The following is a 25,944-nucleotide window of genomic DNA, read 5'->3' as shown; positions in this document are numbered from 1 at the left end:
TGACCGGCTCTATCGCGGCAGTGAAAAAGGCGCGATTCTCAACAGCCTGCTAGTCGTTGTGTCTAACCATCGTCAAAAGCCATCCCCTTTCAGGGGGTGAAGAAAGAAGGCTCAGAACTGCAGGTTCTCATCGTTCTGAACGCCCAATGGGTAGGAGGGTTGGATGGGGATGGTGTTCGCTTGACTTGGAGTAACGCGCTTTGTTCGCGGCAGCTCAGGCCTTCCTGACGGCGCTGCATCAACCTCATCCCTCGACTCAAGCGTCGGACAAATAAGTGAAGCAAATGGATTGTGGGTGTCCCTGATATTTCCAGATATTTCCGGTTTCCTGGTGTTCGTGATATTCCCAAAGGTGTCCCTGACATCCTCTGTTTGACTAACCGCTACTCAACTGCCCAGGCGGACACCGGGACCATTGCCGAAATCATATTCTGCGTTTCGATGCCAGATCCACGAATCCCTTCTCCGCACAAGGCGTACGTCGTTCCGTGATGGCCTCCGCGGTCGTCCTTTGGTGGTCCGATATTCCGGGGAAGTTGAATCTCTCCGGATCTCGGCGATACCGGAGGTACGGAAGCAGGCACCAAAGGGCTAGCGGGAAGTTGAGAACAGCCATCACGAAAAACCAGCGCGCTTTCCTGAGAGAAACGTTGCTTCCGCACGCCATCAAATACACGAACACCATAAATGGCACAGGTTTTGGTTGTGTGGATGGAAGATCCAACGCTTGATGAATTCTGTTCCACAGGGAAAAGAATTCAGTATTGATGATCATATTGTGCGGGCGGAAATCGGCCTGCAAATGCACGATGGCTGGGCGAATGGCCGAGTAGTCTTTTCGCTCTTGCGCTGAGCCTGCGGCCCAATACGGTTCGCTTTCTCTCAGCGCTCCCCGCCAATTCCATTTATGGTCGAGAATCTTTCGGACGGGATAGTTGAACGCGATGGCCTCCTGCTCTGGAAGCGAGAGCACTTTCCGAAACTTGTACGTCCAGGCCTCAAGAACCCGTTGTACGTTCAACGTGCGCATCTGCATCAGATCAAGGACCATTACTCCAGCATTGATCGTATTTTCGGCAGACCAGAAGAACCCTCTCGACGTGATTTGGTAGATCTTCAGTGACGCATCGGTCAGGACACAATTCGTGGTGCCTATCCAGTGACCATCAAGATCGCAATCCCACAGCTCCGTGATGTCTGAAAGGACCAATGTGTCAGCGTCGATCCAGATCACTCTATCGATATTGGTGAGAAGCTCCGGAAACCGATACTTCAGGGTAACCAGTTCAATGTGCGGGTACAGGGCGTCCGGGTAGCGATTCGTCAACTCATAGTCGACGAGCGTCAGCTTCACCTGAGCAGTTTCCGACTGCGCGATGCGTTTCAACAATGCTCTGTCATCATCGGCAAAACCCACGATGACAACATGTACGTTGAGGCAATGAGTGTTTCGGTGGCTCCCCGTTTCGAAGGCATCAATGAGCGATCTGATCGAAACCGCCAGGTATTGAAGATACCCACGATCACAGGCGTACACGACATGGATGTCGACTGGCAGCGGTTGGGTGTTGATCATCTCGTCCACCTTTTTGGTCAATGCACCGTCAATGGCTCTGCAAAGCGTCAGCGGGGATCCGGCCGACGAGTAGATCGAACCGCCCCGGGATTTCCGGAGGCTGTTTTGTTTGAGTCACGCCGCCCGCTGCTGCTCGGCGGCTTTCGCACGGTAAGTAGCTTCTGTTTCTGCAGGCGGGACGTGGCCGATCCGGCGCGCGCCAAGGTAGTTGTCGCCTGATGTTCACTCCTGTCGAAGCTATGCCATGGCCTTTTTCGGGCAGAGTGCCAAGTTGCCGGAACGCTCGGGATTGAGCGTCACAAGGTCGGTCGGCTTCCAGTCGCGCGCAGTCCCGCTCCAGCGACGTCGATGCCGTTCGCGCGCGGCTTGGTAGAGCACATCGCGGCTGTGTAGCAGCGCACGATCCTGGCCGGCGTGGCGCTGTGCAGGCGCGACTAGGCCGATGCCGCTCTGCCAATGATAGATGTTATACCAGTGGACAAAGTTGGATGCCAGGCGTGGTGCCTGATCCGGATCGGTGAAGCCGCCGCCGGGATAGCCCGGCCGGTATTTGGCGGTGCGGAACAGCGACGCGACGCAGGCGTTGTCGTCACTGGCCCGCGGAAGCGAATACGACGGAGCGATACACAGCCAGTGAAGCACGGCCCGCACGGTCGTGGCTTTGAGGCTCGCACCGTTGTCGCCTTGGAGTGCGGGCTTGTGGCCGGCAGCATGCGGCGTGCGTCAAGGTCGTTGTCGCCTGATGTGTATCTCCTATCGAAGCCGGATTCCATGGGGTAGCGAGCGAACCGCCGTGATGGATGACCGTGGCAGCCGTGATTGAGTGAGCCGGCCGCATCCCGCATCACCTATTCCCCCCCGTTATCGCCCCATCAGGAAATGGAACTCGCACGGCTGAGCTGTGCGTGTTCGCGCCGCCGTACGTGGAGTGGCACCACCACGGGAGGCTCATATGCATCGAAGACTGCTTGTCACTTCGCTCGCCCTGGCCGCCGGTATGCCGGCGGCGGCGCAGCAGATCGCGAACTACACCATCGACGGGGGCGGCGGCCGCAGCGCGGCCGGCGGGCTTGTGCTGCGCGGCAGCGTGGCCCAGCCCGATGCGGGGACCCTGAGCGCCGCAGGCTTCGTGCTGCGCGGTGGCTTCTGGCCGGGCGCGGCCAGGACCGACGTGATTTTCGCGAACGATTTCGAATGAACCATTTCTGGGAGAAGGTCATGCGCACTACGCTTGTTCTTGCCGCGCTGCTGTTCGGCGCGTTGTCGGCCGCGGGCTCGGTCACCGCAGCACCATTGGGTACCGCGTTCACTTACCAGGGCGCGCTCGAAAACGGCGGCGCCGCCGCGAACGGTCCCTACGATCTGGAATTCCGCCTCTACGATGCCGCCGTCGGCGGCAGCCAGGTCGGCGTCACCCAGACCGTCGACGATCTGGCCATCACCGATGGCGTGTTCACGGTGCCGCTGGATTTCGGCGCACCGGCCTTCGCCGGGCAGGCGCGCTGGCTGCAGATTGCGCTGCGCCCGGGCGCGAGCGCCGATCCGTATACCGTGCTCGATCCGCGCCAGGCGATCACCGCCGCGCCGTTCGCGCTGCATGCGCAGGGCGTGCCCGCGGGCAGCATTTCGGCGACCGAGATCGACAGCGCCAGCGTGCAGCGTCGCATCAGCGGCAGTTGCGCCGTGGGCACCTCGATACGCGTGATCGCGTCCAACGGCGTGGTCAGCTGTGAGGTCGACGACGACGGCGCGGCCGCGCTGGCCGCGCACGCGGCCAACGCCACGGCGCACGGTCCGCTGGTCTGGGTCACGCCCAACGCGACCGATACCTACACATCGCGCGACCGGGTCGGCCTCAATATCGCCACGCCCGAGGCCACATTGCACATCAACGACACCGGAGCGACCGGGCCGGCGCTGCTGATGCAGAACGCGACCGCGAGCGAAGGCGACATCGCCGTGGTCCAGGGCGAGGTGATGCAGATCGGCGCCTACAACACCGCAACCAGCACCTTCACCAATTACCTCAACGTCGACGGCACCGGCGATGTCGGCGTGGCGCAGCGGCTCGGTGTAGGTACGCTGACGCCGAACACGGCGCTGGTCGTGCAGGCCAACGATCCGGTGCTGCAGGTCCGCGACGACACCACCGACAACTCGGCCAATGCCGCGCGCATCCAGCTGCTCGAACGCAGCGGCGGCGCCTTCGACGGCGGCGCGTTCCTGCGCTGGGACGGTGACCTGAATCGCCTCAACATCGGCACGCTCAACAATGGCGCCGCCACCAACCTGCTGACACTCGACCGCGCCTCGCAAAGCGTGGGCATCGGTACGACGACGCTGGACAACAGCTACGCGCTCAGCGTCAACGGCAGTATCCGCGCCAAGGAAATCGTGGTCGAGTCGGGCTGGGCCGATTTCGTCTTCGCCGACGACTACCGCCTCGCGCCGCTGCCCGAAGTCGCACAGTTCATCGAACTCAACGGCCATCTGCCGGACGTGCCGTCGGCTGCGCGAATCGCTGAATCCGGCGTGCCGCTCGGCGAGATGCAGACCCGCCTGCTGCAGAAGATCGAGGAACTCACGCTGCACATGATCGCGATGGATCGCGACCTTGCGCGCCTGCGCGCGGACAATGCGGGACTGCGTGAGCGCCTGACCGGTGCGGAGACGCGGCCATGATCGCGCGCGCGCTTGCGATCGCGCTCGCCGTCGTCGCGCTGCTCGCGGCCGCGGACGCCGCGTTCGCGCAAGCCGGCTCGCTGCCCGTATCCAAGGGCCGCTACCGGGTGCCGTACCAGAACGGCACGACGGTGGGCGCGAACAACGACCACACCACGCATCCGAGTTCGCTCAACCGCATCGACATGGGCGGCCGCGGCGGTGGCCCGTACAACATCGTCGCCGCGGCCGATGGCTGGATCCGCATCATCGAGGACGACAACACGCTGTGGTGCCCGACCAACAACACCAGCTGCGGCGCGCTACCCACGACGGTCTGCTGTGGTCAGGACAACCCAGCCTGCAGTGGTGGCTGCCGCAACAATTATGTGTGGATGGAACATCCCAACGGCGAGTGGACGAAGTACACCCATTTTCCGACCAACAGCGTGACCGGCCGAGGCCATCAGGTCGGCGACTTCATCCAGGGCGGGACCGTACTCGGCCAGGAAGGCCGGATCGGGCTGGCCGGCGGCAATCACCTGCATTTCGAGGTGGCACGGCCGCACAACGGTATCGATTCGATCGGCAGCACCGGCTTCCTCGTCGACGACGGCGACGCGACGACAAGCAACTACAACCGGCAGAACCGTGTGCCGGCATTCTGCCTCGGCGGCAGCAACGGCATCTGGCTCGACAGCACCGAGGGTATCGTCGCGGCCAACTGTCCGGCCGACTGCGATCCGTCGAGTGCGCCAGGTATCGTGCTGGGCGCGGGCAGCGTGCGGCATCTGCAAGCCAACGTCATCACGACGGGTCCGAACCACGAGGTCCTGTCCGGCGCCGGCGAAGCGCTGCAGGCACAGACGCGCGTCGTGATGGGGCCGGGCTTCCGTGTGCGCGCGAACGGGTATTTCTCGGCGAACATTGCCGGCTGCGATGCGCCGGGATCGCTGTAATTGCAGGTCCGGGTTCGCCACGTCGGTGGCGAACCTGGTTTGCGCATTCAGGCCGGCGATGTTGCGTCGAGTTTCGCGAGCATGCGCTTGAGCGCGAAATGGCGGTAACTGTGCAGCGCCAGGCTGCGGATCTCTTTCGCGTTCGGCTTTGCACCGACCTTCAGTGCGATCCAGCCGTTGTGGCCCATGTACGGCGGAATCGAATAGCGCGGGTCGACGGTATGGAGACCTTGCTGCTCCACGCTGACCCAGAAACCGAACGTGAGGTTTCCGTCGTAGCGGTACGCGTTCGCGAACGTGCGCTTGCCTGCCTGCCAGGACGGCGCGCCAAAGCGCGGGTCTTCGGTGACTTCGGGCAGCGACAGGCAGAATTCGCGCAGCGGCCGGATCAGTTTCTGCAGTGCCGGTGCGTTCAGCGGATCGCGTTCCTCGGCACTCAGCGCCTGCTTCGGCGGCACGATGACGATGGTCCTGCCGATCTCCCTGATCAGAGCGGGCGGCGCGATACGTTCGTAGGCCTCGCGCGCGAGGCCGGCGATACGTTTCCAGTCCAGTCCTTTGTCCAGATGTACACCGAGCCAGCCGAACTTGCCGACGTAGGGCGGGATGAAGAAATGTTCCGGGTCGCTGCTGACATGGTGTTCCTGCGCGCCCGCCGGTGAGCCCAGCCACAGCGCGACGCGGCCGTCGCCGTGGTGGTTGACGAGATAGCTCGCGAACGGCCGGCCGCGCACGCGGAAATTCGGCGAACCGTGCGACAGGTATTCCTCGGCCTCGGGAAACGACAGGCAGATTTCCCGCACTGCGGACGGAATGTCGTTGGCCATGATGGTTTGTACGGCGCGCGGGGCGATGCGGCCTAGCTCAGCACGCGCCTGCCGTCGCCGCAAGTTTTCAGGGTGGGGCACCGGGTGCGGGGCCGCCGTGCCGGGTCAGCGCGTAGTAGCCAAAATTGCCGAGGCCGACGGCCGCGGCCAGCACCGCGATCGCGCCCGGGGTGATGTCGTCCCAGCCCAATAGCTGGATCAGCGCGAAGCCGAGCGCGAGCATGGTCAGGGTGATGCCCGACCGCAGCGAGGCGTGGCGGCGCTGGACGGCTTCGGCCTGAAGCAGCGCGCGCAACTCCTCCGGATCGCCGGCGCGCAGCAGCAGGATGCGCATGCGCGCGTCGATCAGCAGCTTGATGACGTAGACGACGCTGCCGAACAGGGCGATCGGCACCAGCATTCGGTGGTCCATGGATACTCCGCGAAGCGTCGGCCGCAGGGCCGGTCGGGCTAAGGGATACGCGCCGGCGCCAGGCGGTTGCAAGGAATTTCATCGCGCCGACGCCAATTTCCGCCACCGCTGCAACCGCCTGTGCGGATTCCGTATCTTGCGTCGCATGGACTGTCCCCGACCATGAATGCCGACCGTGTCCTGGTCGAGGCCGTGCTGGCGCGGCGCGCGGGCGCGTTCGAGCGCCTCGTCGCCGAACATCAGGGACTGTGCTGGCACATTCTCCAGCGCCTGGTCCGCCATCCGGAAGACACGCGCGAGCTGTGCCAGGAAACCTTTCTGCGCGTGCACCAGTACCTGCACCAGTATCGCTACGAGAGCGCGCTGAAATCCTGGATAGGCCGGATCGCCTACGCGGTGGGCCTGCGCCATCTCGAGAAGAAGCAGGTGCCGTTGCTCGAATCCGACACGGGCGAGGCGGCCGATCTGGCCTTGCTGCAGGAAAGCGACGGTTTCGATCTGGAGACGGCCTGGGCCGACGCGCAACTGCGCGAGCGGCTGCATGCGGCGATCGACGCGCTGCCGCCGCTGCAGCGCACCCTGCTGACGATGTATCACCTGGATGAACTGGCCATCCCCGAGATCGCGCAGATCTGCGGCCTGCCGGCCGGTACCATCAAGAGCCACCTGTTCCGCAGCCGCCTGCGCCTGCGCGAATTGCTGCAGAACCGCCTCGGAGTGTGCGCATGATGACGTTGCCGCCGCTGTCGCCGGAACAGGAACACGAGTGGGCGCTGCAACAGCGAGCTCTCGACATCGAGGGCGGTCGGGCCGATGCGGAGCCCGTGCCCGTTTCGTACCGCCTCGTCGCGCGCGCGCTGCGAGAACCGCTGCCCATCGGTCTGCCCGCCGGCTTCGCGCGTCGCATTGCGCGGCGCGCGGAGCGTGCGGCCCTGCTCGACGCGCGCTGGCCGCAGCGCTGGATCGTCGTGCTGCTGCTGGTGCTGTCGGCGCTGGTCGTGGCCGGCTTCATGCTGGAGGGGGCCGGCTGGCTCGCCGGACTGCTCGCCGCGCTGCCCTCGCTGCCGCGTCTGTTCAACGGCTGGGGACTGTTACTGCTGCTCGGCATCGGCGCGGCGCGCTGGCCGCTGGTGCGCGGCGCGTCGTCAGGAAAGCAGTGAGACAAGCGAGAAACGCGTGGGCGCGAAGAGCGTCACGCGTCCACTCGTCTCTCATTCCTTTTCGTCATTTCGCGTGCAACCGCTGATCCGTGAGCCGTGTGCCATTCGCCGCGGCAGTCATTCGCACGTCCAATTGAACGATCCGTCCACGGGTTCGTGACTTTCGGTCTAGTTGACCGGCGCTGATCCGCCTTACGATCGGCGGTCAGCGGTTCCGCGTCCTGCGGTCCTGATGCTTCCTGGGGAGAGTGGCATGGTCAAGTCGATGCACGGCTGGCGCGCGTGGGGCGCGCTCGCGGGTTTTCTGGTGCTGCCCACCGGCGCGGCCCTGGCTTCGCACGACGAGGCCAAGCACATCGAAGACCTCCTGGAGAATGGCGAAGGCCACGAGCAAGGCGAGGGCCGCGAGGAGTCCTGGCAGATCGAGCAGCGTCAGCTGTGGTTCGAACGCACGCGCGGCCTGCGCACGAATCCCGATGCGTCGCGCGAGCGTGCCGCGTCGGTGGAGGCGCTCAGGCAGCAGCGTCGCAGCAAGGATCCGGCGCAGGAACTCAGCGGTGAAACCTGGGTGCCGGTCGGCCCGTCGTCGATGAGCATGACCGACTGGATCATGGGCAAGGTGGCCGGCCGCATCAACGCGGTCACCCCGGTGCCGGGCAACGAGGATACGGTCTATGTCGGCAGCGCCGCGGGCGGCGTCTGGAAAACCACCGATGCCGGTGCGAGCTGGACGCCGGTCTTCGACCAGGTCGGCACGCTGCCGATCGGCGCGGTGACGCTGGATCCGAACAATTCCAACCGCGTCTGGGTCGGCACTGGCGACAAGAACGGCGGCGGCTGCGCCGGCTATTTCGGCCAGGGCGTGTTTCTCTCGGAGAATGCCGGCGCGAGCTGGAGCGCGCGCAACGGCGGCAGCGGGACCGACATGCCGCTGTCCATCGTCAACGCGGTCGCGGTGCAGCCTACCGACAGCAGCGTCGTTCTTGCCGGCGGCGCCGGCACCTGCGGACCCACCGGCGCGCTCAGCGGTGCGGGCGTGTTCCGCAGCGCCGACGGCGGCCTGACCTGGTCGCGCGTGCTCAGCACCAATGTCGAGGACATCGTGTTCGTGCCGGGCACCAGCACGGTCTACGCGGGCCTCATCAACACCGGCGTGTCGAAGTCCACCGACGGCGGCGTGACCTGGACCAGCGTCAGCACCGGATTGAATCCGGCAGGTTCGCGCCTGCGTCTGGCCATGTCGCCGAGCGACAGCAACACGCTGTACGCGCTGATCGGTACGCGCCTGTATCGCACGACCGACGGCGGCTCGAGCTGGAGCCAGACCAACGCGGCAGCCTGCGAAGGCCAATGCAGCTACAACCTGACCCTCGCCGTGCACCCGACCGATCCGTCGACGATCCTGCTCGGCACGATCCGCCATCACCGCTCGATCAATGGGGGCACGGCGCTGACGGCCATGACCAGCTCCTGGGGCACGTCGCAGAAAGTGCATCAGGACACGCACGTCGTGCGCTATTCGCAGACCAACCCGAATCGCTTCTGGGTCGGCACCGACGGCGGCTTGTGGCGTTCGGACGATGGCGGCCTGTCGTACGTGAACATGAATTCCAACCTCAACATCACGCAGTTCTACGACATCGCCGTACACCCGAACGACGTCAACATCGTTTTCGGCGGCGCGCAGGACAACGGCTCGTCGGGCCGCCGCACCAGCCTGCAATGGGGTCTGACCTTCGCCAGCGGCGACGGCTTCATGAACGCGGTCGACCCGACCACGCCGTCGCGCGTGTTCCAGACCAGCTATCCGAGCAGCAACCTGCCGAACATCGTGCGCTCCAACGCGAGCGGCAGTCTCGGTAGCTTCGAGCTCATGCCGCGCACCGGCATGACGGCTTCGTCGACCTTTCCCTGGGTGACGCCGATGGCCATAGCCGGCAACCTGCTGTTTGCCTCGTCCAATACGCTGTATCGCACGACCACGAACGGCAGTACCTGGACCGCGGTTTCGCCCAACATGGGCAGCGCCGCGTCGGTCGTCACGCCGCAGCTGATCGGCGTGCTGATGCCGACCTACGTCGGCACCTCGGGCGGCCGCATCTACTTCAGTCCCGATGCCTCGATTCCGACGCCGACGTTCACCAACGTCACCGGCGACTATCCCGGCGGCATCGTCTCCGACGTCGCGATGGATCCGACCAATGCGCAGCGCGTCTTCATCACGCGCTCGGGCTTCGGCGCCTCGCGCTTCTATCGCTCGACCACGGGCGGCACGACCTGGACCGCAGCCGGCGCGGGCCTGCCTAACGTGCCGGCAAACAGCGTCGCGGTCGATCCGCTCAATACCAACCGCCTCTTCGTCGCGACCGACATCGGCGTATACGAAAGTACCGACAGCGGCGACAACTTCAGTGCGTATTCGGCCGGCCTGCCGCTCGGTGTCGTCGTCAGCGATCTCGAAATCGACGATGCACCGCACGTGCTGACCGCCGGCACCTACAGCCGCGGTGCCTGGCGCGTCGTGCTCGGCAACAGCGCCAACGCACCGCCGACGCCGGACTTCGTCTATTCGGTCAATGACCGCACGGCTACGTTCGACGAGTCGTCGATCGACTTCGATGGCAGCATCGCCTCCTACAGCTGGGATTTCGGCGACGGTAGCCCCGCGGTGACGACGGCCGATCCCAGCCATACGTACGCGACCTACGGCTCCTTCACGGCTGTGCTGACGGTCACCGACGACGACGGCGCGAGCAGCAGCTTCTCGCGCGTCGTGCGCCTGTTCGCGCCGCCGACGCCGCTGGTCAACGGCGTCACCGTTTCGGGTCTCAGCGCCGCGCAGAATGACGAACTGCGCTATTCGCTCGTCGTGCCGCCGGGTGCGTCCAACCTGAGTTTCGTCACGACAGGGCCGGGCACCGAAGATGCCGACCTGACCATCAAGCTCAACGACGAGACGCTCTGCGAGTCGGCCGGCGCAAACGCGAACGAAACCTGCAACATCCCGAATCCGCCGGCCCCAGGCACCTACCTCGCCATCGTGCTCGCGTATTCATCGCTGACCAACCAGGCCATCACCGGCAGCTTCACGTCCGACATCCTGTTCCGGAACGGGTTCGAGCCGTAAGAGCGACTGGCAAAATGTCCTGGCTCTAAGGCCAAGCAAGCCGAGAGCTATTCAGCCCTCCCCTTGATGGGGAGGGTTGGGTGGGGTGTGTTTGCCGCGAATCGGTTCTCGTGGTGCGATACACGGCGTGTTGAGGTCGACCTGGGGTTGCCGATCGTCATTGCGCTACGGGACCATGGCGACTGCCGCCTCCGAACCGCTCCGCATGCTCAAGCGCCTGCACCACGCTGCGATCATCTGTTCCGACTACGCCGCATCGCGACGCTTCTATGTCGAGGTGCTCGGCCTGCGCGTGATCGCCGAGCACCATCGCGCGGCGCGCGACTCCTGGAAGCTCGATCTCGCGCTGCCCGACGGCGGCCAGATCGAACTGTTCTCGTTTCCCGATCCGCCGCCGCGCGCGTCCTATCCGGAAGCCTGCGGCCTGCGCCACCTGTGCTTTGCCGTCGACGACGTGGCTGCGTGCAAGCGTGAAATCGAAGCGCGCGGCGTCGCTGTGCAGGAAATCCGCATCGACGAATACACCGGTCGGCGCTTCGTGTTCTTCAGCGATCCGGATGGGTTGCCGCTGGAGCTTTATGAAGCGGGCTAGTGCCGGAGTCACAGGCGCATCGACAGTGAAATTGCGAACGCGGTTACGCGCGACGCCATCGCTTCAATCAAACGCAGCGCCGGTCCGGGCGGCGTCGACAGTGCTGCGCCATGATCGCGGTGTTCGCGCTCCTGCTGCTCGATCGCGGCGATGGCGGCAATCAGCTCCGGGTCGCGTGCGCCGATGCGTTGCCGCTGTTCGGCCAGATGCGCCAGCACCGTGGTCTCGACGCTACGTGTGCAGATCAGGATACCGTTTCTGCCGAACAGTGCCGTGATGGCGCCGAGTGACCAGCCGCCGATCCGCCACAGTCCCAACGCGTAGCAGCTGCGGATGCCGCGTCGTTCCAGCAGCGTTGAAAAAATCGCCAGATGTTCACGCTCGTGCGCGAGCATCTCATCGATGAGCGCCATGCCCTGAGGCCAGGTCAGTCGCGCGATCCAGTGCTGCGCCTGGTAGATCCCGATCGCGCCGAATTCGCCGGACTGGTTCACGCGGATCGTGCGCTGAATGTCGGCGGGCCACACGGTGCGAATAGGGGGCGATGCGTGCAAGGCGTAGGCGCTACGGCAGCGAAGACGACGCGTGCAGATTACGTCGCGTCCTCGCGGTGCGCGAGCCGGCGAGTTGTCGCAGGTCAATCTGGTGGAAGCCCGGCGAGCGCAAGTAGCCGATACCCGAGATCAAGCACACGTCGGTCATCGGCGTCTTCAAAGACGTTGGAGCGCAGGAAAAGGCCGTACTGGCCGCCACGGCAGAACTCAAGCGTCATGCTGCCGCCATCGAACGCTTCGATGCTACGGATCGGTTCGACGCGGGCGTGCGTCAGTGCGAGGAACTCGGCTTCGATCGCGGCGATGTCGTCGACACCGACGGCATGCGGCACGGCCCGGCCCGCGCGGAAACCGTGCCAGTGCCACGCGATTGCGCCTGCGTCTCCCTGGTTGCGGCGAAGCTCGACGTACTCGTTGCGCTCGAACGACCACGATTTCAGTACGGCATAAGTGTCAGGCATACCGGGTGTGCAGCGGTGCAGCAGCGAATAATCGGCATCCACACCTCCGGCGCGCGGGCTGCCGGCCAGCCGCGCGAATGCGAGACGGATACTCGCGTCGCGCAGATCAAGCGTGTTTGCCGGCGTCGGTTGCAACGTGGCGACTGGGGCCGGTTCCCGCGGCCATTGCCACAGCAGCACCGCCGCAACGCCGGCTGCGAACACTGCCGTGTTTGCGAGCACACGCGTCCAGCGCAATCCGCTCCGCTTGCGGCCCCAGCTGCTGCGGCGCCTCACAGGTTCTGGTAGTTCGGCCCCGCGCCGCCCTCTGGCGTGACCCAGGTGATGATCTGGTACGGATCCTTGATGTCGCAGGTCTTGCAGTGCACACAGTTCGCGGCGTTGATCTGCAGGCGCTTGCCAGCGGCGTCGTCGACGATCTCGTAGACCGCGGCCGGGCAGAAGCGCTGGCACGGGTTCTGGTATTCCTCGACGCAGCGCGTGACGCAGATGTCCGTGTCGAGCACCTTGAGGTGCACGGGCTGGTCCTCGTCATGTTCGGTCGCGGCGAAATACACCGAGGCCAGGCGGTCGCGCGGCGGCAGCGTGCGTTCGAGGAAATCGCGCTTGGGCTGTTCGTATTCGCCGATCTTGTGGAGCTGCTTCCAGTCGGCGTGGTTCTTCAGGGTCCACGGCGACAGGCCGGCGGTCAGCGTCTCCCAGCCGGCGTTGGCCAGGCCGAACCACAGTCCCTTGTGGAAACCCGGCTTGATGTTGCGGACCTTGTGCAGTTCCTTCGCGACGGCCGAAGCGCGCAGCTTCGCGTCCCAGCCTTCGGGTACGCCGGTCGCGGCGATGTGTTCGGCGGCGAGCATGCCCGAGCGGATCGCCTGGTGCGTGCCCTTGATCTTCGGCACGTTGAGCAGGCCGGCGGCGTCGCCGATCAGCAGCGCGCCGGGCATCTCGCACCTGGGCAGCGACTGCCAGCCGCCCGCGGCGAGCGCGCGCGCGCCGTAGGACAGGATGCTGCCGCCTTCGAGCAGCGGCTTGACCGACGGATGGTTCTTGAGCTGCTGGAAAAGTTCGAACGGCGAGAGCAGCGGGTCGGAGTAGTCGAGTCCCGCGACGTAGCCGATCGCGACGCGATCCTTGTCGAGGTGATAGATGAAACTGCCGCCGTAGGTGGCGTTGTCGGCCGGCCAGCCCAGCGTGTGCACGACCTTGCCGGCTTCGGCGCGGCCCGGCGGCAGTTGCCACAGTTCCTTGATGCCGATGGACCAGGTCTGCGGATCGCAGTCCTTGTCCAGCGCATATTTCGCGATCAGTTGTTTCGAGAGATGGCCGCGTGCGCCTTCGCCGAGCACGGTGACCGGCGCGGTGATGTCGATGCCCGGCGTATAGCCGGGCTTGTGCGAACCGTCCTTGGCCACGCCCATGTCGCCGATACGTACGCCGCAGACCGCGCCTGCCTCATTGAAAAGGGGCTCGGCCGCGGCGAAGCCCGGATAGATCTCCACGCCCAGCGCCTCGGCCTGCGGCGCGAGCCAGGCACACAACGCGCCGAGCGAAACGATGAAATTGCCGTGGTTGTGCATCTGCGGCGGCACCACGGGCAGCTTTACCGCGCGCTCCTTGTCGCGCAGCCAGTAGAACTCGTCCCGGGTCACCGGCACGCAGATCGGCGGCGGATTCTTACCCCATTCGGGCAGCAGTTCGTTGAGCGGCTCGGGTTCGATCACCGCGCCCGACAGGATATGCGCGCCGACGGTGGAGGCTTTCTCGATGACGCAGACGCGGATGTCGGGCTTGAGCTGTTTGAGGCGGATGGCGAAGGCGAGACCGGCCGGGCCTGCGCCTACGGTGACCACGTCGTATTCCATGACATCGCGTTCGCTCATGGCGGACTCCGGCTAGAGACGAGAAAGACCGCGATTGTCGGGGTTCGGGAGGGGGTGGGCAATGCGTGGCGGCCCGATCGCGTGCTCAGGGAAAGATCGGCGCACGCGAACGCGTGGGTCCGGCGACGGGAATACGGCTGGCCCGGCTGCGGTTTCACCGGGGAGGAATCACTCGCGCCCTGAGCAGCCTTGCTCGAAGACGGGCGCCGGAAGAAATCTGGCGATATCGCTTGCCTCCGGGGCGCTGGCGCGTGGTCGCATCGCGTCGCGTGGTGCTCAGACGCCGCGCATCACATCCGAACGCTCGTAGCGCGTGATGTAGGAAAACACGTCGCCGGGATGCAGCGTCACGGCGACCAGCAGGATGCGGTTCTTCGGATCGAAATAGCGCCGCAGTGTGCGCAGCGCCGGTGTGCCGGGTTCGACCTCGAGCTGGTCGGCCTGCTCGGCGTCCAGCGCGACGGCGGACAGGCTCTGCTCGACCAGGCCGACGCGGGCGAACAGCTCGCCCTCGATCAGCGCGCGCATCGCATCTTCCACGCGCGCGAAACCGGGCGGTAGGCCCTGCATGCTGGCGCGGCGATAGACGTCGGTGATGCAGAACGGTTTGAGCATGCGGCGCTGATAGCGGATGCCGTGCAGCAGCACGCATTCGGTGCCGGCGCGCACGTCGAGCCAGCCGGCCAGGGTCGCGTCGGCGATCAGGCGGTCGCTGTGGCGCAGCTGGAAACGCGTGGCCTGGGTGTATTGCAGCAGGTCGTCGATCGAGCGCACGTACTGGTTGTAGCGCACCTGCGGCTCGGCGCTGCGGACCTTGGTGCCGGAGCCGCGCCGGCGCGCGATCAGGCCCATTTCCTCCAGCGTGCGCAGCGCCTCGCGCGCGGTGTAGCGGCTGATGCCGAAGCGCTCGCAGAGCTGCGCCTCGGTGGGCAGCATGCCACCGACAGGATGGTCGCCGCGCTTGAGTTCGTCGCGCAGTTCGTCGGCGACCTGCATGTAGCGCGGCTTGCGCGAAGAGCGCAGTCCGCGGCGCGGGGCAGCGGCGGGCGGATCGGAACGCTGGCTGTCGTTCATGGAGGTTGCGGCGTTCCAGGCTGCGGGTCGGGGCGTACGCGGAATCCTAACGTTCCGGCAGCAAAAATACTGCGCGGTGACTTGCTTAAAACGGCATATACGCCGAGGCTAGTCGGCCGAATCGCAGCGGTCGGCTCAGGGATGGCGCGCGCCGACCATTCCCGACGCGGCTGAATTCGTGGTTTTCGACCGGACTGACCGACCCGAGTGGACATGGAGGTGTGGATGAATATGTCGTCGTCGACCGAACTGGATGCCGTACGCGTACGCTCGGCCAGCACGTGCCAGACGCTGCACTGGCTGGCCTCGGGCCGCATCGACGCCGTGCAGCTCAGCGAGGTCTATCTCGCCGCGATCGAGGCGGGGAATGCCGGTCTGAATGCCTATATCGGCCTGGATCCGGCGACGACGCGGGCGCAGGCCGCAGCGAGCGCGCAGCGCCGCGCGAGCGGACGCATGCTGGGGCGGCTCGACGGCATTCCGGTGGCGATCAAGGACAACATCGACGTCGCCGGCTGGGTGACGACGGCCGGCCTGCCGGGCCGTCGCGAGCGCGTCGCCACGACCGACGCGGCGGCAATCACGCGGCTGCTCGGCGCCGGCGCCGTGGTCCTTGGCAAGACCAATCTCGACGAAGGCGTACTGGGCGCATCGACCAACAATCCGCACTACGGTGCGACGCGCAATCCCTGGCACCGCGATTACGGCGTCGGCGGATCGTCCGGCGGTGCGGCAGCTGCCGTGGCAGCGGGCCTGTGCGTCGCAGCGATCGGCTCGGACAGCCTGGGCTCGGTGCGCATACCGGCCAGCCATTGCGGCGTGTTCGCGCTCAAGCCCACGCATGGCGAAATCTCCGCGCGCGGCCTCGTGCCGGCGGCGCGGCGGCTGGACACGATCGGCCTGATCGCGCGCAGCGTGGACGACTTGACCGTGCTGCTGCATGTGCTTTCAAGCTACGACGCGGAAGATCCGCGCTCGCGCAAGCGCCGCGTCGCGCTGGCGCCGCCCGACTGGGAGCCTGGACGCCTGCGCTGCGGCATCCCTCGCGACCTGGTGGGCCTCGGCACCCGGCCCGAGGTGCTCGCGGCGTTCGAGCAGGCCATCGCCGGCCTGCGCCAGGAACTCGGCGAGCAGTGCGAAACCGATTTCTCAGACTATGCATTCGCCAAGGCGCGCCGCGCCGGCCTGCTGCTGATGGAGGCTGAGATGCGGCATACCTTTGCCGAAGATCTGGCCGACACCGCACGCCCGATCTCGGCCGAACTGCGCGCGCTGCTCGACTTCGCCGCGGCCAGGTCCGCGAGTGACTATGTCGTCGCCGACCGCATGCTCGACGCGTCGGTGCTCAAGGCGCGGCGCGTGTTCGCCGAGGTCGACGTGCTGGTGCTGCCGACCACGCCCTGCGCAGCGGCGCGGCTGGACGAGCCCGAACCCGCCGAGCAGGCACAGTTCACGAGTTTCGCGAGCCTGGCTGGCTGCCCCGCGGTCAGCATCCCGATGGGGCGCACGAGCAAGGGCCTGCCGCTGGGCCTGCAGTTCGTCGGTCCGCCGGGTTCGGATCTGCGCCTGCTCGAACTGGCCGAGGTCTGCGCCGCGGCGCTCGACGCGACGCCGGACTATCCGGCGGGGGCGGGAAATGAGTGAAGAAGAGTGAGAAACGAGTAAGCGCGGCGGTGGCGTCCCTGCTACCGCCGACCACTGTGTTCTCACTTTTCTCCCCTGGTTTTCTGACGTCCCATGCTCAACGGTCTTCGCGTCCTCGATCTTTCCCGCATCCTCGCCGGTCCATGGTGCACACAGTTGCTGGCCGACTACGGCGCCGACGTGCTCAAGATCGAGAAACCTGGCAGCGGCGACGACACGCGCCACTGGGGGCCGCCGTTCCTCTGCGGGGCCGACGGCGATGCGGTCGCTGCGTATTTTCTTTGCTGCAATCGCGGCAAGCGCTCCCTGGCCCTGGATTTCACGACGCGCGACGGACAGGACATCCTGCGCCGCCTCGCCGCGGATGCCGACGTGCTGGTGGAGAATTTCCTGCCCGGCACACTGGCGCGCTACGGGCTGAATGCCGATAGTCTCTGCGCGCTGAATCCGGGCCTCGTTTACTGCTCGATCACGGGCTTCGGCCAGGACGGTCCGAACGCCTCGCGTGCGGGTTACGACGCGATGATCCAGGCCGAGGCCGGCCTGATGTCGCTGACCGGCGCCGCCGGCGGCGAACCGATGAAGGTCGGTATCGCGGTGAGCGACCTGATGTGCGGCATGTATGCGAGCAGCGCGATCCTCGCCGCGTTGCACGAGCGCACACGCACGGGCCGCGGCAGCCGGCTCGATCTCGCGCTGTTTGATTGCCAGGTCGCGTGGCTCGCGAACCAGGGCATGAACTACCTCGTCGGCGGCGAGGTGCCTTCACGTCACGGCAGCGCGCATCCGAACATCGCGCCGTACCAGGCGTTCGCGACGGCAGACGGACATCTGATGCTGGCGGTCGGCAACGACGACCAGTTCCGCCGCTTCTGCGCCGCCGCCGCGTTGCCTGAACTCGCTGGGGATGCGCGCTTTTCGAGTAATGCGGCGCGCGTCGCTGCGCGCGACGCACTTAGCGATGCGATAGGCGCGCGTCTGGCGGTCGCGACGACGCAGGAATGGCTGGATCGTCTCGCCGCGGCCGGCGTTCCGGCCGGACCGGTCAACGATCTCGCCGCCGTCTTCGCGCATTCCCAGGTCCATGCGCGCGGGCTGCACGTCGAGCAGCCGCATCCGCGCTGGGGCAGCGTGCCGCAGATCGCGAACCCGCTGCGGCGCGATGCACAGCCGCAACTCGCCCCACTGCCGCCGCCGGCGCTGGGCGAGCACAGCGACACGGTCCTCGCTGAACTCGGCTTCGATGCGGCGGCGCGCGCGGATCTGCGCGCGCGCGGCGTCATTGGCGGCAGTACCGTCGCGGAGTCCTGACCAGTGACGGGTTCGAGCCTGGAAACGCTGCGGTGGCAGCCGCCGCGCTGGCAGGCGCTGCCCCTGCTGCCCGGTGCGACACTGCGTTTCGCGACTGACCTGCTCGCCGACCCGGTCGTGCTGTTCGCGCAGCTACGCGCGGAAATCGCCTGGGAACAGCATCACCTGAAGATCTTCGGCCGCACGCTTGCATCACCGCGGCTGTCGTGCTGGATCGGCGATGCCGATGCGGTCTATACCTACTCGCGCACGCGCTTCGAGCCGCGCCCGTGGACGCCGCGGCTGGCCGCACTGCGCGCGGCGTTGCGTGACTGCTGCGCGCAGGATTTCAACAGCGTGCTGTGCAATCTCTATCGCGACGGGCGCGACAGCATGGGTTGGCATAGCGACGACGAGCCCGAACTCGGCGCCGAGCCGACGATCGCGTCGCTGAGCCTGGGCGCGACGCGGCGTTTCCGCCTGCGCCACAAGCGCGATCCTGCGTTGCGTCTGGAGCTGGATCTGCCGGCCGGCAGTCTGCTGGTGATGTCGGGTGCGACCCAGCGCCACTATCGTCATGATTTGCCGCGCGCGCTGCGTGTTTCAGAGCCACGCCTCAACCTGACCTTTCGCTGCGTAGAGGCGGGGTGAGCAACGAAGCAGGAGAAGTGAGGAACGAGTCAGCGGAGTTGCGTTTCGCGACGCGGCCAACTCACCTGTCTCGCAATCCTGTCCACGCGCCGCTGATCGCTATGCCAGCAGCATGCAGGTCACGCCGGCGATCGTCAGCGCGACGCCGAGCACTTTGCGCCGGGTCAGCGCTTCGTGCAGGAACACCGCGGCGAGGATCACGATGAAGATGGACGTGGTCTCGTTGAGGATCGCCGCGACCGATGCGCTGGTGTACTTGTATCCGCCCAGCCACAGCAGCATCGAGAGGTATTGCCCGACCAGTGCGCCGACCAGCACGACGGGCCAGCGGATCTTCGCGCGTTCGGCGTGGCCCGGCCAGGGCAGCTCGCGCTTGAGCGCGAATATCAGCAACAGGCCGCCAATGCCGCCGAGCATGCGCAGCGCGACCATCCAGATCAGCGGCTGGGTTTCCAGAACGCGCTTGACCAGCACGATGGCCACGGCCATCAGCGCGATGGCGCCGACGCCGAGCAGCAATCCGCGGCGCAGTTCGCGTCGCTCGGCGGGTTCACCGGACGAGCGCGCGCTGACCACGAGCACGCCACTCGTCACCAGCGCGAAACCGAGCAACTGCAACGGCCCCAGGCGTTCACCAAGGAACAGGAACGACAGCAGGATCACGAACGGGCTGTAGAAATTGCCGAGGATGCCCATGCGTCCCGCGCCGAGGCGATTGAGCGCGGTGAGGTACATACTGTCGGCGACGGCGATGCCGAGCATGCCCGACAGCAGCGTAATCGCGAGTTCCGCCGTGCTCAGCTGCGGCGGCGGTCCGCCGAAGAACGCGAGGCTGGGCAGCAGGAAGCCGAGCACCAGCAGGTTCTTCATAAGGTTCAGACGCACCGGGGCGATCGTTTCGCCGAGGTGTTTGTAGATAATCACGCCGGCCGACCAGGCCAATGCACTCAAGATCGCCAGCGCCTCACCCAGACCCATGCACCTACATCCCGAATGCTGCCGCGGCCAAGCGGACGATTATCGCCGAGCCCGTGCATGAACGACCGTTCGGCCTCGCTCAAGGAACGCGTCGGGTTCGTCATCGCGCTTGCGCGGCGTCTGCACGAATACGGCACGGCGGCGCCACGCCTGGAAGAAGCGATCGGCAAGGTCAGTGCGCGTCTCGGACTGGTCTGTGACGTACTTTCGACGCCGACCTCGATCGTGCTGTCGTTCGCCGAGCAGAATCATGAGCTGGACTCGGTCGCCGATTTCACCCAGGTCATCCGTCTCGCGCCCGGCGAAGTGAACCTGCGCCGGCTCTGTGCGGTGGACGAGATCGCCGACCGCGTCATCGACGGCAGCCTCGATCTGCAGAAAGGGTATCGCCAACTGCTCGAACTCGGGCGGCCGCCGAGCCGGCGCACGCGCGGGCTCACGGTGTTGAGCTTCGGTGTGGCCTCGGCCAGCGTCGCGACCCTGCTCAAGGCCTCGTGGATGGATCTGGTTGTCGTCGCGCTGCTCGGCTGGCTCATTGGCCTGCTGGCGCTTGCCGCAGAGCGCCGCCCGCGTCTGTCCAACAGCTTCGAGGCGTTGTCGGCGCTGCTGGTCACGCTGATCGCGACCCTGTTCAGTGCCTACGTCGCGCCGCTGACCTTGAATGCGGTCGTGCTGGCGAGTCTCATTGTGCTGCTACCGGGCATGACCCTGACCACGGCCGTGCGCGAACTGTCCAGCCAGCACCTGGTATCTGGCGTCGCGCGCATGGCCGGCGCGACGGCGACCTTGCTCAAGCTGACTTTCGGCGCGGTCGCGGCAACACAGTTGTGCCGCGTGCTCGGGGTCGTGCCCGCCGTCGAGATACTGCCGCCGGTACCGTTGTGGGTGGAGTGGGCCGGACTGGTGGCCGGCGCGCTGTCGTTCGCCGTCCTGTTCCGCAGCGCGCCGCGCGACGGGCTGATCGTGGTCGGCTCCGTAATGTTCGGCTACGCGCTCACGAGGCTCGGCGGCGCGCAGTTCGGACCCGAGTTCGGTGTGTTCATCGCCGGGCTCGGCGTCGGCGCCGTCAGCAATCTCTACGCGACCTGGTACCAGCGGCCCGGTGCGGTGATCCGCGAGCCCGGCATCATCCTGCTGGTGCCCGGCAGCGTCGGCTTCAAGAGCCTGTCGTTCGTGTTCGAGCGCGATGTGTTTCTCGGCGTCGACACGGCGTTCTCGCTGATCACCATCCTCGTTTCGCTAGTTGCAGGATTGTTGTTCGGCGATCTGCTGGTGCCGCCGCGGCGCAGCCTGTAGCAGGGGCTGTCGGGAAAGCGCCTCACCCGATGCGCAGGTCCGCTTCGCGCACGCCAGCCTGCAGCGCGGCACTGAACCAGCGCGGCCGCTTGCCACGGCCGGTCCAGGTCTGGTTCGGCGCGAGGGGATTGCGGTATTTGGGTTTCACCGTGCGCTTGCGCGTGGGGATGTGGCCGAACAGTTCTTCGATCGTGAAGCCTTCCTCGCGCGCGAGGCAGACCAGGCGGGCACGCACCTCGGCCGCATGTTCGCGCTGCATTTCCTGCTGACGTTGATTGGCCTGGGCGATGAGGTCGGTCAGCTGTTGGGAACTGAGAGAGTCGAGATCGAGGTCGATGGCCATGTGGTCCTTGTGCCCTTGCCGCCGAGACGACGGCACAACGCCGCCGTCGTAGCGGTGTGTGCGAGCCTCGGTGTTGATCCCTGAAACGCGATTTTGTGCCAAAACAGATTTCTAGCGCAAAATATTCCTTCGTCGGTCGAGCTGGCCGCGGCCGTGGCGCCGCTCCCGACCGGGTGCCTTAAACCCGCTATACCGGATACTATGGGCCTTGTTGCGGGGCGGGGCGGGTTGTTTTTTCTACGTCTCAGGGGTGAGCAGTGGGTCTGCTGGACGATCTCGAACAGGAAGCGCAGCGGCGCAAGGCGGGTGCCGACGACCAGGATCGCGCGAAACAGGAGCGCGAAGCGGTCTATCGCACGCAGCTTGAGCCGGGCATGGCGGCGTTGCACGAATACCTGTCCAAGCTCACGCAGAATCTGAGCTTCATCAAGCCCCGGAAAACGTTTCGCTACCCGCTCGCCGGCTACGGCGATCTGGTGCTGCAGGTCGAGCACGAGTACGACTTGAAGATCACGAGCCAGCCTGCCTCCAAGGAGATCAAGCTGTCGTTTCCGTGCCCGATCGTGACTGACGAGTGTCCCAGCGTCGAAATACTCGGCTCGACCAAGGTCAAGTCTGTCGCCGGCACGTTCCAGCGCTTCCACATCGGCGGTGTGGCCATCACCAAGAAGGATGCGAACGGCGAAGTGCTCGCGGCGACCGTCAAGGCGCGCGGACGCATCGTCCTTGCGGCCGTATTCAGCGCCGACGCGGATTCTGGTGCCGTACGCATGCAGTTCAGCAACTTCGACCAGATGGGCGGCCAGCAGACCAAGACGGTTACCGGCGAGCAATTCAACGAATCGCTGTACGACGAGATTGGCCGCTACATCGCGCGCGAGCAGAACAACCTGTTTCGTGAGGCGCTGCCCGACGACTACCGCAAGCAACTGCGCACCAAGGTGCAGCAGGAGGAGCTCAAGCGCCGTTGGGAAACGCAGATGTCGCAGCGCCAACGCGAGGAGCTGGCCGAGATGGAGCGTCAGCAGGGGCTGGCCGGCAAGTTGACCAAGGTCGTCGATCAGGTCAAGGGCGGTTCGTTCTTCGACAAACTGCGCGGGCTGGTCAAGAAGGACAAATAGTGCCGCCGCGGCCTTCGCGGCGCGCGCCGGCCTGGACAAGCGGCCGCGTGTTTCGGCAATTGCGTCGGAACGCATAGAATCACGGACTTTTCCGCCTGCAGTCCGTCGCCATGCGCCTGAGCTCGTTCCATCTCGCTACCGTCAAGGAAGTCCCCGCCGACGCCGAAATCGTCAGCCACCAGCTGATGCTGCGCGCCGGCATGATCCGCAAGCTTGCGGCAGGCCTGTACACCTGGAGCCCACTGGGGCTGCGCGTACTGCGCAAGGTCGAGGGCATCGTGCGCGAGGAAATGAATCGCGCCGGCGCGATCGAAGTGCTGATGCCCGCAGTGCAGCCGCGCGAGCTGTGGGAGGAAACCGGGCGCTGGGAGAAATTCGGCGGCCAGCTCCTCAAGATCAAGGACCGCAAGGACGCGGAATACTGCTTCGGCCCCACCCACGAGGAAGTCATCACCGACTTCGCCCGTGCCGAGCTGCACAGCTACAAGCAACTGCCGCTGAACTTTTACCAGATCCAGACCAAGTTCCGCGATGAGATCCGACCGCGCTTCGGCGTCATGCGCGCGCGCGAATTCCTCATGAAGGACGCGTACTCCTTCCATTTGAGCGCGGAGTGCCTGGAACGCGAATACTGGAACATGTACGAGACCTACGGGCGCATCTTCACGCGTCTGGGGCTGAAGTTCCGCGCCGTGCAGGCCGATGCGGGCGCGATCGGCGGAAACGTTACGCACGAATTCCACGTGCTGGCCGATTCGGGCGAGGATGCGATCGCGTTCAGCGACGGCTCGGACTATGCGGCGAACGTCGAGAAGGCCGAAGCGCTCGCGCCGACGCAGGCACGACCGGTCGCGGGTGCGACGCTGGAGCGCGTCGCGACGCCGACGCAGAAGACCATCGAAGACGTCTCGGCGTTCCTTGCGGTGGCGCCCGAGGCCTGCATCAAGACCATCATCGTGCGCGGTGTCGACGGCCTCGTCGCCTTGTGCGTGCGCGGCGACCACGAGATCAACGAGGTCAAGGCCGGCAAGCTGGCCGAACTGGCCGGTGAGTCGACGCTCGCCGACGAGGCCGAGATCATCAAGGCGCTCGGCTGCAAGCCCGGTTTCATTGGTCCGATCGGTCTGCCGGCGTCGATCCCGGTCATCGTCGACCGCAGCGCGGCCGTGCTCGCAGACTTCGTCTGTGGGGGCAACCAGGACGGTACGCACTACCGCGGTGCGAACTGGGAACGCGATGCGCAGATCACGCGTGTGGCAGATCTGCGCAAGGTCGTCGACGGCGATCTGTCGCCCGACGGCCAGGGTGCTATCCGTATCGCACGCGGCATCGAGGTCGGCCACGTCTTCCAGCTCGGCCAGAAATACGCCGAGGCACTGGAGGCCACGGTGGTCGACCAGGGCGGCAAGAATCAGGTCATGAGCATGGGCTGCTACGGCATCGGCGTCAGCCGCATCGTCGCGGCCGCGATTGAGCAGAACTTCGATGCTGCTGGGATCATCTGGCCCGAACCCATGGCGCCGTGGCGCGTCGCGCTGTGCCTGATCAATCCAAAGAAGGATGCCAACGTGGCGGCGGTCGCCGACGCGTTGTACGCCGAGCTTGGCGCGCGCGGTGTCGAGGTGGTTCTCGACGACCGCGGCCTGCGCACGGGCGGTATGTTCGCCGACATGGAACTGATCGGCATTCCGCACCGCGTCGTGATCAGTGAGCGCGGCGTGGCCGCCGGCACATTCGAATATCGCGCGCGGCGCGAGACCGAAAGCCGCCAGCTCAGCCGGGACGAGGTGCTGGCGCTGTTCGCCTGAAACGGCATGCGCAGGGTGGCGATGCGTGAAATGGCGCATCGCGCCATCTACGGGATTGCTGCCGTTTTCCGAGGGGTCCCTAACGCGATTGCTTTGCCGGATCAGGCGGAACGGGACGGTTTTCCGCGGCGCCTGCGGCGGACGGACTGCGGTAGCCGGGTACGACGTTTGTGTTCGGATCGTAGCGTACGGACTCGTAGGGACGGTCCGTGGGAGGGACATCTGTCACGTTGAGCCGGCCCTTCGCATCGCGCCATTTGTACAGCGTCGGCGATGCGGTCTGCGCATTCGGAGACACCGGTGCGGCATGACGTATCGCGACCGGCAGTGTCTGCGGCGCGAAATACCACCAGACGGCTGCAGCCGCCGCCAGCAGCGCGAGCAGTCCGGCGACGGTGCGAGTCACTGCGGGATTACTGGCTGTCGCCTTGAGGCGAACACAGCGAAGCGACCGTCGCTTGAGCGATATTAAGTTCCGCGGCTCGGTCCGCTGCACCCAGTTCGACCGTCTTCCCGTCCCGTTGCACGGTCAGCAATTGGTTACTGGAGAGCAGGCTGACGCGTTTTTGCGCGGATGCGCAACGCGCGGCGTTGCTGGCGTCGGCAGTGGGAGCACTGGCGGCCGCATCGCCCGTGGGGGGCGGAGTCTGCGGTTCCGTCTGAGTGATCCCCGTATTCTGATTGACGATTCTGACGTTGTTGAACTCGGTGCCTTTGGGCGGTGGCGCATCCGAGAAATGAACGACGCCGTTGGCGTCCTTCCATTTGTACACTTTGTCAGCGGAATGGCCGGCAGTCGCGGCAACTGCTGCGAGCAGGCCGAAGGCGACTTGGATGGCTTTCATAAGGGGCTCCGTGGTCGCGCAGGAAACGGCGCGGGTCGATCGTAGGTATTGGATAGCACTGTTGTTCCCACGATACAAGCCGTTGCGCCGCGGTACTGTGCAGCACGGCAGCAAAATCCGGCAAATCCTTGGACAGCCATTCAACCGTGCTTCGGGCGCAGCGCGAGACGGTTTGCCGAAGCGATCCGACGAGGGAAGGCCTCGACTGCCGATCGGGCCGGCGACGGAGATTTGAAGGACGCTCGAGCGGCGAGTGCGGAAGGCCGCGCCAACGACGAATCTCCGGAAACCACCGTTTTCGAGCACACGGGCGGGGCATTGCCGGTACGCTGAGGCAGCGCTTTCCGTGCGCGCCATCCGATCGAGAATGAGGCAGGTGGCTGTTTGTCGACGACGTCCACGCCGCCTACGGCCGCGCCGGCGGTCTGAGGACTTGGCGCGGACGCGGCGATCCCGCAAGCTTTCCCAATTCCGCACGAGGCACAGGCATGGAATCCAGCGAAAGTCCGCGCCGCAAGCCGCACCGCGGCATTTATCTGCTGCCCAACCTCCTGACCACCGGGGCCATGTTCGCCGGCTTTTACGCGATCATCGTCGCGCTGGCCGGGCGGCCTCAGGAGGCCGCCATGGCGGTCTTAATCGCCGCGCTGCTAGACGGTCTGGAAGGCCGGGTCGCGCGACTGACCAA

General features: G+C 65.7%; 25 protein-coding genes and 1 pseudogene. 14 read left to right on the top strand and 12 right to left on the bottom strand.

Features of this window, described 5'->3' with window-relative positions; all coding sequences use genetic code 11:
* Positions 1-424 precede the first annotated feature (424 nt).
* Together RUU78_RS25110 and RUU78_RS25105 are read right to left on the bottom strand one after the other, a co-directional pair.
* Positions 425-1,576 carry a glycosyltransferase gene (locus RUU78_RS25110; RefSeq protein WP_313920600.1) on the bottom strand — a complete coding sequence of 384 codons (1,152 nt, stop codon included), beginning with the start codon at positions 1,574-1,576 and terminating at the stop codon, positions 425-427.
* A 237-nt stretch (positions 1,577-1,813) separates the two neighbouring features.
* Positions 1,814-2,275, bottom strand: a pseudogene (locus RUU78_RS25105) (IS3 family transposase); the annotation flags it as partial.
* 253 nt (positions 2,276-2,528) lie between these two features.
* Here RUU78_RS25105 and RUU78_RS25100 point away from each other — a divergent pair.
* The 3 genes from RUU78_RS25100 to RUU78_RS25090 are packed head-to-tail and all read left to right on the top strand — an operon-like array spanning position 2,529 to position 5,196.
* Complete coding sequence (locus tag RUU78_RS25100; protein WP_313920597.1) at positions 2,529-2,774, top strand: hypothetical protein; 246 nt, start codon at positions 2,529-2,531, stop codon at positions 2,772-2,774.
* 20 nt (positions 2,775-2,794) lie between these two features.
* Entirely contained in the window at positions 2,795-4,258 is a 1,464-nt protein-coding gene (locus tag RUU78_RS25095) for a hypothetical protein (RefSeq protein ID WP_313920595.1), read from the top strand.
* Positions 4,255-5,196, top strand: coding sequence for a M23 family metallopeptidase (locus RUU78_RS25090; RefSeq protein WP_313920594.1), 942 nt, complete (start codon positions 4,255-4,257; stop codon positions 5,194-5,196). Before RUU78_RS25095 ends, RUU78_RS25090 begins: the two co-directional genes overlap by 4 nt.
* A 47-nt stretch (positions 5,197-5,243) precedes the next feature.
* On the opposite strand, the gene RUU78_RS25085 is transcribed toward RUU78_RS25090, so the two are convergent.
* Both RUU78_RS25085 and RUU78_RS25080 read right to left on the bottom strand, forming a co-directional pair.
* Positions 5,244-6,023, bottom strand: a complete 780-nt coding sequence (locus tag RUU78_RS25085; protein ID WP_313920592.1) for an MmcQ/YjbR family DNA-binding protein — start codon at positions 6,021-6,023, stop codon at positions 5,244-5,246.
* Positions 6,024-6,090: 67 nt separating this feature from the next.
* The gene (locus tag RUU78_RS25080) at positions 6,091-6,435 is read right to left on the bottom strand and encodes a hypothetical protein (RefSeq protein WP_313920591.1); all 345 of its coding nucleotides are present in this window, start codon (positions 6,433-6,435) and stop codon (positions 6,091-6,093) included.
* A 162-nt stretch (positions 6,436-6,597) separates the two neighbouring features.
* Here RUU78_RS25080 and RUU78_RS25075 point away from each other — a divergent pair, with 162 nt between their 5' ends.
* From RUU78_RS25075 to RUU78_RS25060, 4 genes are all read left to right on the top strand, one after another.
* Entirely contained in the window at positions 6,598-7,164 is a 567-nt protein-coding gene (locus RUU78_RS25075; RefSeq protein WP_313920589.1) for a sigma-70 family RNA polymerase sigma factor, read from the top strand.
* On the top strand, positions 7,161-7,595 hold the full coding sequence (locus RUU78_RS25070; protein WP_313920587.1) for a hypothetical protein: 435 nt from the start codon (positions 7,161-7,163) through the stop codon (positions 7,593-7,595). Before RUU78_RS25075 ends, RUU78_RS25070 begins: the two co-directional genes overlap by 4 nt.
* Positions 7,596-7,848: 253 nt before the next feature.
* Positions 7,849-10,722, top strand: coding sequence for a PKD domain-containing protein (locus RUU78_RS25065; RefSeq protein WP_313920586.1), 2,874 nt, complete (start codon positions 7,849-7,851; stop codon positions 10,720-10,722).
* 205 nt (positions 10,723-10,927) lie between these two features.
* Positions 10,928-11,314: a VOC family protein gene (locus tag RUU78_RS25060; RefSeq protein WP_313920585.1), complete on the top strand. Its 387-nt coding sequence runs from the start codon at positions 10,928-10,930 to the stop codon at positions 11,312-11,314.
* Between the two features lie 8 nt (positions 11,315-11,322).
* Here the strand turns inward: RUU78_RS25060 and RUU78_RS25055 are convergent, their stop codons facing one another.
* The 4 genes from RUU78_RS25055 to RUU78_RS25040 all read right to left on the bottom strand — a co-directional run bounded on the left by RUU78_RS25055 (position 11,323) and on the right by RUU78_RS25040 (position 15,280).
* Positions 11,323-11,841: a demethoxyubiquinone hydroxylase family protein gene (locus tag RUU78_RS25055; RefSeq protein WP_313920584.1), complete on the bottom strand. Its 519-nt coding sequence runs from the start codon at positions 11,839-11,841 to the stop codon at positions 11,323-11,325.
* Between the two features lie 110 nt (positions 11,842-11,951).
* Positions 11,952-12,566: a hypothetical protein gene (locus RUU78_RS25050; protein ID WP_313920582.1), complete on the bottom strand. Its 615-nt coding sequence runs from the start codon at positions 12,564-12,566 to the stop codon at positions 11,952-11,954.
* A gap of 35 nt (positions 12,567-12,601) precedes the next feature.
* Positions 12,602-14,206 carry an electron transfer flavoprotein-ubiquinone oxidoreductase gene (locus RUU78_RS25045; protein ID WP_313920580.1) on the bottom strand — a complete coding sequence of 535 codons (1,605 nt, stop codon included), beginning with the start codon at positions 14,204-14,206 and terminating at the stop codon, positions 12,602-12,604.
* 276 nt (positions 14,207-14,482) lie between these two features.
* On the bottom strand, positions 14,483-15,280 hold the full coding sequence (locus tag RUU78_RS25040; protein ID WP_313920578.1) for a GntR family transcriptional regulator: 798 nt from the start codon (positions 15,278-15,280) through the stop codon (positions 14,483-14,485).
* A gap of 225 nt (positions 15,281-15,505) precedes the next feature.
* On the opposite strand from RUU78_RS25040, the gene RUU78_RS25035 reads away from it, so the two are divergent.
* The 3 genes from RUU78_RS25035 to RUU78_RS25025 all read left to right on the top strand — a co-directional run bounded on the left by RUU78_RS25035 (position 15,506) and on the right by RUU78_RS25025 (position 18,865).
* Positions 15,506-16,924, top strand: a complete 1,419-nt coding sequence (locus RUU78_RS25035; protein ID WP_313920577.1) for an amidase — start codon at positions 15,506-15,508, stop codon at positions 16,922-16,924.
* Between the two features lie 93 nt (positions 16,925-17,017).
* On the top strand, positions 17,018-18,235 hold the full coding sequence (locus RUU78_RS25030) for a CaiB/BaiF CoA-transferase family protein (protein WP_313920575.1): 1,218 nt from the start codon (positions 17,018-17,020) through the stop codon (positions 18,233-18,235).
* Between the two features lie 57 nt (positions 18,236-18,292).
* A complete protein-coding gene (locus RUU78_RS25025) occupies positions 18,293-18,865 on the top strand; it encodes an alpha-ketoglutarate-dependent dioxygenase AlkB (RefSeq protein ID WP_313920602.1) in 573 nt (190 codons plus the stop codon).
* Between the two features lie 99 nt (positions 18,866-18,964).
* Here the strand turns inward: RUU78_RS25025 and RUU78_RS25020 are convergent, their stop codons facing one another.
* Positions 18,965-19,843, bottom strand: coding sequence for a DMT family transporter (locus tag RUU78_RS25020; RefSeq protein ID WP_313920573.1), 879 nt, complete (start codon positions 19,841-19,843; stop codon positions 18,965-18,967).
* A gap of 57 nt (positions 19,844-19,900) precedes the next feature.
* On the opposite strand from RUU78_RS25020, the gene RUU78_RS25015 reads away from it, so the two are divergent.
* Positions 19,901-21,139 (top strand): threonine/serine exporter family protein, encoded by a 1,239-nt coding sequence (locus RUU78_RS25015; protein ID WP_313920571.1) that lies wholly within the window; start codon positions 19,901-19,903, stop codon positions 21,137-21,139.
* Between the two features lie 22 nt (positions 21,140-21,161).
* On the opposite strand, the gene RUU78_RS25010 is transcribed toward RUU78_RS25015, so the two are convergent.
* Complete coding sequence (locus RUU78_RS25010) at positions 21,162-21,482, bottom strand: H-NS histone family protein (RefSeq protein WP_313920569.1); 321 nt, start codon at positions 21,480-21,482, stop codon at positions 21,162-21,164.
* Positions 21,483-21,739: 257 nt separating this feature from the next.
* Here RUU78_RS25010 and RUU78_RS25005 point away from each other — a divergent pair, with 257 nt between their 5' ends.
* Together RUU78_RS25005 and RUU78_RS25000 are read left to right on the top strand one after the other, a co-directional pair.
* A complete protein-coding gene (locus RUU78_RS25005; protein WP_313920568.1) occupies positions 21,740-22,603 on the top strand; it encodes a hypothetical protein in 864 nt (287 codons plus the stop codon).
* A 110-nt stretch (positions 22,604-22,713) separates the two neighbouring features.
* Positions 22,714-24,411, top strand: a complete 1,698-nt coding sequence (locus RUU78_RS25000) for a proline--tRNA ligase (RefSeq protein ID WP_313920566.1) — start codon at positions 22,714-22,716, stop codon at positions 24,409-24,411.
* Positions 24,412-24,490: 79 nt separating this feature from the next.
* On the opposite strand, the gene RUU78_RS24995 is transcribed toward RUU78_RS25000, so the two are convergent.
* Together RUU78_RS24995 and RUU78_RS24990 are read right to left on the bottom strand one after the other, a co-directional pair.
* A complete protein-coding gene (locus RUU78_RS24995; RefSeq protein ID WP_313920565.1) occupies positions 24,491-24,817 on the bottom strand; it encodes a DUF4124 domain-containing protein in 327 nt (108 codons plus the stop codon).
* 7 nt (positions 24,818-24,824) lie between these two features.
* Positions 24,825-25,256, bottom strand: coding sequence for a DUF4124 domain-containing protein (locus RUU78_RS24990; RefSeq protein WP_313920564.1), 432 nt, complete (start codon positions 25,254-25,256; stop codon positions 24,825-24,827).
* Between the two features lie 488 nt (positions 25,257-25,744).
* Between RUU78_RS24990 and RUU78_RS24985 the strand changes: the two genes are divergently transcribed.
* On the top strand, positions 25,745-25,944 hold a 200-nt coding region (locus tag RUU78_RS24985; RefSeq protein WP_313920562.1), incomplete at its 3' end, for a CDP-alcohol phosphatidyltransferase family protein.

This window comes from Tahibacter sp. (genome assembly GCF_032229445.1).
In the GTDB taxonomy this organism is placed as follows: Bacteria; Pseudomonadota; Gammaproteobacteria; order Xanthomonadales; family Rhodanobacteraceae; genus Tahibacter.
This window is presented reverse-complemented; position numbering and strand designations above follow the sequence as displayed.

Excerpts from the sequence above, each read along its gene's own strand:
- RUU78_RS25110 (WP_313920600.1), bottom strand. The coding sequence starts at position 1,576 with ATGATCAACACCCAACCGCTGCCAGTCGACATCCATGTCGTGTACGCC.
- RUU78_RS25100 (WP_313920597.1), top strand. The coding sequence starts at position 2,529 with ATGCATCGAAGACTGCTTGTCACTTCGCTCGCCCTGGCCGCCGGTATG.
- RUU78_RS25095 (WP_313920595.1), top strand. The coding sequence starts at position 2,795 with ATGCGCACTACGCTTGTTCTTGCCGCGCTGCTGTTCGGCGCGTTGTCG.
- RUU78_RS25090 (WP_313920594.1), top strand. The coding sequence starts at position 4,255 with ATGATCGCGCGCGCGCTTGCGATCGCGCTCGCCGTCGTCGCGCTGCTC.
- RUU78_RS25085 (WP_313920592.1), bottom strand. The coding sequence starts at position 6,023 with ATGGCCAACGACATTCCGTCCGCAGTGCGGGAAATCTGCCTGTCGTTT.
- RUU78_RS25080 (WP_313920591.1), bottom strand. The coding sequence starts at position 6,435 with ATGGACCACCGAATGCTGGTGCCGATCGCCCTGTTCGGCAGCGTCGTC.
- RUU78_RS25075 (WP_313920589.1), top strand. The coding sequence starts at position 6,598 with ATGAATGCCGACCGTGTCCTGGTCGAGGCCGTGCTGGCGCGGCGCGCG.
- RUU78_RS25070 (WP_313920587.1), top strand. The coding sequence starts at position 7,161 with ATGATGACGTTGCCGCCGCTGTCGCCGGAACAGGAACACGAGTGGGCG.
- RUU78_RS25065 (WP_313920586.1), top strand. The coding sequence starts at position 7,849 with ATGGTCAAGTCGATGCACGGCTGGCGCGCGTGGGGCGCGCTCGCGGGT.
- RUU78_RS25060 (WP_313920585.1), top strand. The coding sequence starts at position 10,928 with ATGCTCAAGCGCCTGCACCACGCTGCGATCATCTGTTCCGACTACGCC.
- RUU78_RS25045 (WP_313920580.1), bottom strand. The coding sequence starts at position 14,206 with ATGAGCGAACGCGATGTCATGGAATACGACGTGGTCACCGTAGGCGCA.
- RUU78_RS25040 (WP_313920578.1), bottom strand. The coding sequence starts at position 15,280 with ATGAACGACAGCCAGCGTTCCGATCCGCCCGCCGCTGCCCCGCGCCGC.
- RUU78_RS25035 (WP_313920577.1), top strand. The coding sequence starts at position 15,506 with ATGAATATGTCGTCGTCGACCGAACTGGATGCCGTACGCGTACGCTCG.
- RUU78_RS25030 (WP_313920575.1), top strand. The coding sequence starts at position 17,018 with ATGCTCAACGGTCTTCGCGTCCTCGATCTTTCCCGCATCCTCGCCGGT.
- RUU78_RS25020 (WP_313920573.1), bottom strand. The coding sequence starts at position 19,843 with ATGGGTCTGGGTGAGGCGCTGGCGATCTTGAGTGCATTGGCCTGGTCG.
- RUU78_RS25015 (WP_313920571.1), top strand. The coding sequence starts at position 19,901 with ATGAACGACCGTTCGGCCTCGCTCAAGGAACGCGTCGGGTTCGTCATC.
- RUU78_RS25010 (WP_313920569.1), bottom strand. The coding sequence starts at position 21,482 with ATGGCCATCGACCTCGATCTCGACTCTCTCAGTTCCCAACAGCTGACC.
- RUU78_RS25000 (WP_313920566.1), top strand. The coding sequence starts at position 22,714 with ATGCGCCTGAGCTCGTTCCATCTCGCTACCGTCAAGGAAGTCCCCGCC.
- RUU78_RS24990 (WP_313920564.1), bottom strand. The coding sequence starts at position 25,256 with ATGAAAGCCATCCAAGTCGCCTTCGGCCTGCTCGCAGCAGTTGCCGCG.